The sequence below is a fragment of the Clostridium sp. genome (assembly GCF_036639235.1).
GTDB lineage: Bacteria > Bacillota > Clostridia > Clostridiales > Caloramatoraceae > Clostridium_AB.
In genome coordinates this window covers 1-6627 of the sequence record NZ_JAVWJB010000059.1, presented here as the reverse complement: position 1 = coordinate 6627, position 6627 = coordinate 1, and the positions used below count along the sequence as shown (strand labels likewise).

Sequence of the window (6627 nt, the reverse complement as noted above, 5' to 3'; positions counted from 1 at the left end):
ACATCTAAATTAATATCATTTACAAATTTAATTCTTCCAAATGATTTTTCTAAAATCTTTTCATCAAGTGGCTTTTTAGTAAGTTTTTTCAGCTCATCATTAATAATTTTTATAGCCTCACCTTGATTAGACTTAATCTTTTCAGTTGATAAAATATGAGCCTTTAAGAACTTTTCAACAAGCTCCGGATTACTCTTAACAAACTTTTCTCTTACCATTACAAGTGCTACAGGGTAATCCCCATCGTTATAAACCTTATTGCTTTCAACAATAACCCTCGCATCTGATTCTATTTCTAATAATGACCCCCATGGTTCTGGAACTATAGCAGCATCTATACTTCCTTTATCTAAAAGGGCTTTAACATCCTGATTATTAGCCTTAATAACCTCTACGTTTCCTCCATTATTAGTTGAACTTAACCCATTTTCCTTAAGAAGTGCTCTAAGGCATAGATCCTGAGTATTCCCAGGTCCTGGTACAGATACCTTTTTACCAGCTAAATCCTTAACTGTTTTAATATTAGACTTTGATAATGCTACAACAATAGCTCCTCCATCAGCTGCACCTGATAAAATCCTTATACCACCCTTTGTTTTTTCAAATGCATTAATTGCAGGACCAGGTCCTATATATCCAATATCTAATTCATTAGCAATCATTGCCTCTACCTCAGATGGTCCTGAATTAAAGGTTTTATAATCCACCTTTACCCTATTTCCAAAACTCTTTTCAAATTCTCCTGTTGCCTTTGAGTATAATGCCTGTGAATGAGTTATATTAGGAAAGAATCCTATTCTTACTTCCTTTGCTTCCTTTGTTTCCTCCTTTTTTGTAGTACATGATACAAGTGTTAACCCAATCGTTAATGTTAGTACCATAATTACTAATTTCTTCAACGTCATCCCTCCAAAATATATTAATACTATTGTTTTAATAGGAATTTAGGTAAATTAATATCTATTAGATTGCTTTTTAAATGTGATTATATTTATAACTTCTCCCCTTGACATTATATCCCATTCTATTTTCCTACTAAGTGATGTTGCAACTAGTGAGGCACTGCCTACCTCATCTTCATAGCAAAGCTCTATGGCTTTAAATGGACACTCTTTAACGCATCCACTACATCCCCAGCAATTATCACTCTCCTTAATCTTAGCTACCCTTCCATCTATAGATATTAGGTTTCCTGGGCATACCCTTGTACACTTGGTGCACCCTGTACACTTTTCCCTATTTATTCTAATAGACATATTCATCATTCCTTTTTATAAGATTTCGCCTTATAATATGAAACTTATTATTTCTATATATAGAGTTAATATATATATTAAATTCTTCACTTATATTCCGATAATCCTTAAACTCGCCATAACTTCTCCACCTTGTTTCTTTCCTCTCAAGCATATGGTTAATAACTCCCTTAGCAAGAAGTAGTCTATCCCTAACTTCAAACAAATATAGAAGATGCTGCTTAGAACTTACCCTAAGACTTTCAAATTCTAAACTAAGTTCATTAAGCTTTACAATTGCAAGGTTTAAGTCTTTTTCGTTATATTCATAATGTGTTGTTTTACCGCCTGCTAGTGAGTCCATAATATTTTGCATTCTATTTTCAGCCTCTTCTATTAATTTAAGAGAGCTGCTCCCCTCTAACAAATACCCATATTTATCTACTAAATATCTATAGCTTTTATTTAATGTACTTGGAATCTTTCCTATATCTTTGATTATGCTTTCTGAAGCAATTTTTCCCTCTGCAAAACACCCTGTTACATACTTTTTAGGACTTCCTCCTGAAACATCTCCTATTGCATATAAATTCTTTAGAGTGGTTTTTCTGTTATTATCTACCCAGTAGCCTGACCCTGAATGTCCCCCTACTATATAGGGTTCTGTTCCATCTATTTCAACATTATGTGTAGATGGACTCTCACCTCTTGCTACCCACTTTAAAACCTGCATAGGTGCCATATTAAGATAGGCCTTAAAAAGCTGCTTTGATGCATCTTCACTAATCCCCTTTGTTTCAAGATAGCATGGACCATTTCCTAGCTTATTTTCCTGAATAGTTGAATATAACCTCATATCTGTTGTTGGTTCACCGTACTTTTCTGCATAATGCTCTCCTTTTAAGTTAACTTGCCTTGCTCCTATCCCCTGTGCAATTGTACCTGTAGGGGCTATTGTATCTTTACACCTTAGTGCAATAAATCTCATTTCAAGACTAGTCATCTCAGCTCCTGCTCTTATACCCATACTATATCCTGCCCCAGTATTAAATGGACTGTACCACATTTTATGCTTATTCTTACCATCTCTTGTTGGCCTATAAATTCCTGATGCACCACCTGTTGCACATACTGTAACCTTTGACTTTATAACGTATGATATATCTTCCCTTAGGGAAAACCCAACTCCTCCTAAAACAGCATTATCTTCTAATATATAGTCAGTAATATTAACCCCTTCTAATATATTTGGTGACAAGCTTTTTAATCGGTTATATAAAATCGGCTTAATATTTTCACCGTTTATCTTAATGCTCCTCTTACCCCTTGAAACGTAGTTGCCATTTTCATCCTTTAAAATCGTAAGTCCCATTGACTCTATTTTTTTTGTTACTGCATTTAAGTTCTTTGCTACTGATAATAGTAAATCCTCACGTACAATTTCCTTAAACTCCTTTGAAACGTAATCTACATACCCTTCTTCTGTTTCACCATCTACTATATATGCATTAAGTGCATTTACTCCTGCTGCTAAGCATCCACTTCTTTTTATAAATCCCTTATCAACAATAGTTATATTTAAATTACTTTTTTCAAGAAGCTCTATTGCTAGGTAGCACCCTGCCGCTCCTGCACCTATAATTAATACATCTGTGTCTATTTCCTTAACATTCAATACCATCACCTCTCCTATTTAGGTAATCCATTATTTTTTCAACGCTTTCATCAACATTTACCTTAGTAGTATTAATTACTAAACTTGGATTTATAGGCTTTTCATAGGGTGAATCTATTCCTGTAAAGTTTTTAATCTCTCCATTTCTTGCCCTGCTATATAATCCCTTAGGATCACGTTTTTCACATTCACTAACAGTACAATCTATAAAAACCTCTATAAAGTCCTCCTTAAATCTTTCCTTTAAAGTTTCCCTATCACTTATTACTGGAGATACAAAGGTTGCTATAACTATAATCCCAGTATTTAGTAGCATATTCAAAATCTCTGAAACCCTTCTTATATTCTCATGTCTATCCTGAAGTGAAAATTTAAGATCAGAGTTTAATCCACTTCTAACACTATCCCCATCTAGTATATAGGTTAAGTATCCCTTATTAATAAGACCTATCTCAAGTTCATTGGCTATTGTTGATTTACCTGAACCTGATAATCCTGTAAGCCAAATAATTTTAGATTTTTGAGAAAGTAATTTCTCACGATGCTTTCTACCTATTTTAAAGTCATGGGTAATTATATTTTCCATATAACCCTCCTAATCCAAGTCACTTTTATAGTCTAAATACAGATTCCCATCTTCCTCATCTATATCTCCTAAAGTGGTTATTATATTCTTAATATCCTCTTCCTTTTCTTTAAAGAAGACCTCAAATTCTTTTATTTTACTTTCTCTTTTTAAGAAGGATACCTCCCTTAAAAAGTCTATTATTTTCTTTCCTGGTAATTCGCCTATTTCATATCCAAGTGATGTGTTTTTTGATAGTTTTCCATTTATAAAAATTCCATAGTATGGCATAGGTCCAAGTTTCTTCTTTCTTAGCCTTCCGCAAAGCCCAAGTACTCCGATTTGGTGCTGTCCACAAGAATTTGGACATCCTGATATATGCATTTTTGGTATGTTAATTAATGTAGTATGCCTTTCACTTTGAAGGTTATTTAATATAGAGTTTAGCATTTCCTTTGAGTGAAGTATTCCCTTTTTACATGTTGTAGAACCTGTACAAGCAACTGATGAAAATACTTTTTGTGGATAATAATCTATTGCATGAATAAATTTTCCCACATCATATTCCTTAATATCCCTAATATAGAATCCCTGGGTATTAGTAAGTCTTATACTTACCCTATAGTCTAGAAGTTCTACAACATCTAATAATCGAGTAAGACTTTCTCTACTCATATCTCCTAAATAAGGATGAATATAAAGTGAGTAATATCCACTTTGCTTTTGCTTGTAGATTATACTTCTAAACTTTGAAAACTTAATTAAAGGATATTCTCTTTTAGCTGTTAGTGGCTTAAGCTCATATTGTTTTTTATTTTCAGTTATATTAAGCTTTAAGTTAAGCTCTTTCTTCAAAGAATTAACTTCCTTAATATAAATTCTTCTAAATTCATCCTCTCCAAGTCTTTGAAGTATATGACGGACTCTAGCCTTTGCCTTAATCTTTCTTTCACCGTGTTCATTAAATATATTTCTCATTGCAAGCATATGGTAGGTTATATTCTCAGCCTTATCAAAATCATAAAGCTTAATAGCTACAGATGGCATCATTCCCATTCCCCCTCCACCATATACTACAAATCCTTTTTCACCATCCTTAATAGCTGCTATAAACCCAAGATCCGAAACAGTAGCATTAACTGTATCCTCATAGGTATTCGAAAAACTAATCTTATACTTCTTTGGAAGTGTATATACTGGGTCTACTTCCAAAAGATATTCACTTCCCTTAAGTACATAGTCTGTTATATCATACTTCTCATCAACATCAACTCCACTTAGGGGGGATATTTGTATATTTCTAGTTGTAGGACCACCAGACCCAAGTGAAGTTATATTAAGCTTCTCACATTTATCCATAACAAACTTTAACTCGTCAGCTGATAAGTGGTGAAACTGAATATCCTGCCTTGTTGTAAAGTGTATACTATCGTATTCAATTTTATCTAAAATATTAGCAATTCCCCTTAATTCACTAGGTAATACTATTCCACCTGTAAATTTATATCTAATCATAAACTTACCCTCTGCCCTCTCACTATATACACCAAGTGATGAAGCGTATTTTGTAAATTCTTCTTTATTATCATTTAAAGTATAGTCATCTAAAATATCATAAAATTCTTTAATACCTATCAAACCCTTCCCTCCATTTCCTAGTATTCCAATAGGATAAATATAATAACTTTTATTGAATTTACCATTTTAAACTAAATAAGTCAATATATACTTTATAAATTTTTATCATATTTACAATATATTAATTAATTTTTCTCCAAAATATAACGTATATTTTATAAAAAAATGCATATAAAAAGACCAGACTAATGCGCATATTAATCCGGTCTATTATTACAAACTATTGTTTATTATTTCATTATTATATATAACTATTATTCCTCTATATTACAAGGCTTACCATCTTCCCCGCTAAGTCTTAGAGTAAGACCTGCAAGGGCTCCAATGATTCCACTTCCATCTCCCCCTCTTTCCTTTAGGTATAAACCACTTCTTAACGCAAGAGATGATGCATCTGTTTTTCTCATTAAGCTTACCTTAGCATCTTTTCCAAACTGAATTAATTCTTCCCTGTTAAATACCTTATCAAGCATAATAACGCATATACCAGGACTTGACCCTTCAGCCATATTCTCACTTATCAATTCCTCTGCATCCTTAATAACTTCCATATACATATCCTCATAAACATCTGCTTCAATGCAGTATGCACAGTTATCCCTTGTATATGTAACATCCTTAGACTGAAGTAATCTATGCTTTGTCATATTTCCTGCAGTTCCATACTTATTGTAGTGTATATTCTTTATTATATAGTTAGCTACCTTTTCAGTGGTAGAATTACTTATTATTGAATCTGTATCATCTATACAAAGTAATATTTTCATTATATTCCCTCCTAAATATTTTCTACATATATAATACTATATTTTACTCCTACTTTACCATAATCCTTTTTAAATAGGGAAAACCCCAAGGATAATTTCTTACCCTCGGGGCTATGAATATATATATAAAGTAATAGTTAGCTATTTATTATAAGCTTAGATAGTCTTTCATTGTGTTATATGTCATTTCCTTGTTAGTTGCTTCAATAGCTGTTATAAATGCATTTGCTGTATCTATTGAAGTAAACACTGGAACCTTAAACTCTGCTGCCTTACGTCTAATCTTAAAGCCTTCCTTAGAATTGTTGTTTCCTTGTGTTGGAGTGTTGATTATTATATCAATTTCTCCCTTAGACATACGCTTCATGAATCCACTAAAGTCTACAACCTCTGATTCAATTCCATTCTCCTTAAGAACTTCACCAGTTCCCTCTGAAGATACAACCTTAAATCCTTTTTCAATGTATGCCTTAGTAACTTGAATTCCCTCTACCTTGTCTACATTTCTTAGTGATACATATACTGTACCATCTGTTGGAACTTTAATTCCTGCTCCTACAAATCCCTTAAGTAGTGCCATATCAAGGTCAGTATCTAGTCCTAATACTTCACCTGTTGACTTCATTTCTGGCCCTAGGAATGTATCAACATCTGAAAGCTTTTCAGTTGAGAATACTGGAACCTTAACTGCGTAGAAGTTCTTGTGTGGAAGTGTTCCTGTTCCGTATTCTGATTCAGTAAGCTTCT

General features: G+C 32.9%; 6 protein-coding genes and 1 pseudogene. All 7 read right to left on the bottom strand.

Annotated features, from left to right (window positions below; translation table 11 throughout):
• A partial coding sequence (locus RR539_RS09865) for an aliphatic sulfonate ABC transporter substrate-binding protein (RefSeq protein ID WP_332483748.1) occupies window positions 1-899 on the bottom strand: 899 nt, incomplete at its 3' end.
• A gap of 54 nt (window positions 900-953) precedes the next feature.
• On the bottom strand, window positions 954-1256 hold the full coding sequence (locus RR539_RS09860) for an indolepyruvate ferredoxin oxidoreductase subunit alpha (protein ID WP_332474987.1): 303 nt from the start codon (window positions 1254-1256) through the stop codon (window positions 954-956).
• Complete coding sequence (locus RR539_RS09855; protein WP_332483749.1) at window positions 1246-2916, bottom strand: adenylyl-sulfate reductase subunit alpha; 1671 nt, start codon at window positions 2914-2916, stop codon at window positions 1246-1248. Before RR539_RS09855 ends, RR539_RS09860 begins: the two co-directional genes overlap by 11 nt.
• Entirely contained in the window at window positions 2900-3496 is a 597-nt protein-coding gene (cysC, locus tag RR539_RS09850; protein ID WP_332483750.1) for an adenylyl-sulfate kinase, read from the bottom strand. The genes RR539_RS09855 and cysC overlap by 17 nt, the downstream gene beginning before the upstream one ends.
• 9 nt (window positions 3497-3505) lie before the next feature.
• Window positions 3506-5113, bottom strand: coding sequence for a nitrite/sulfite reductase (locus tag RR539_RS09845; protein WP_332474607.1), 1608 nt, complete (start codon window positions 5111-5113; stop codon window positions 3506-3508).
• Window positions 5114-5367: 254 nt separating this feature from the next.
• Entirely contained in the window at window positions 5368-5880 is a 513-nt protein-coding gene (locus tag RR539_RS09840) for a hypothetical protein (protein WP_332474606.1), read from the bottom strand.
• Window positions 5881-6028: 148 nt separating this feature from the next.
• Window positions 6029-6627, bottom strand: a pseudogene (locus RR539_RS09835) (carbamoyl-phosphate synthase large subunit); the annotation flags it as partial.

Excerpts from the sequence above, each read along its gene's own strand:
- RR539_RS09860 (WP_332474987.1), bottom strand. The coding sequence starts at position 1,256 with ATGTCTATTAGAATAAATAGGGAAAAGTGTACAGGGTGCACCAAGTGT.
- RR539_RS09855 (WP_332483749.1), bottom strand. The coding sequence starts at position 2,916 with ATGGTATTGAATGTTAAGGAAATAGACACAGATGTATTAATTATAGGT.
- cysC (WP_332483750.1), bottom strand. The coding sequence starts at position 3,496 with ATGGAAAATATAATTACCCATGACTTTAAAATAGGTAGAAAGCATCGT.
- RR539_RS09840 (WP_332474606.1), bottom strand. The coding sequence starts at position 5,880 with ATGAAAATATTACTTTGTATAGATGATACAGATTCAATAATAAGTAAT.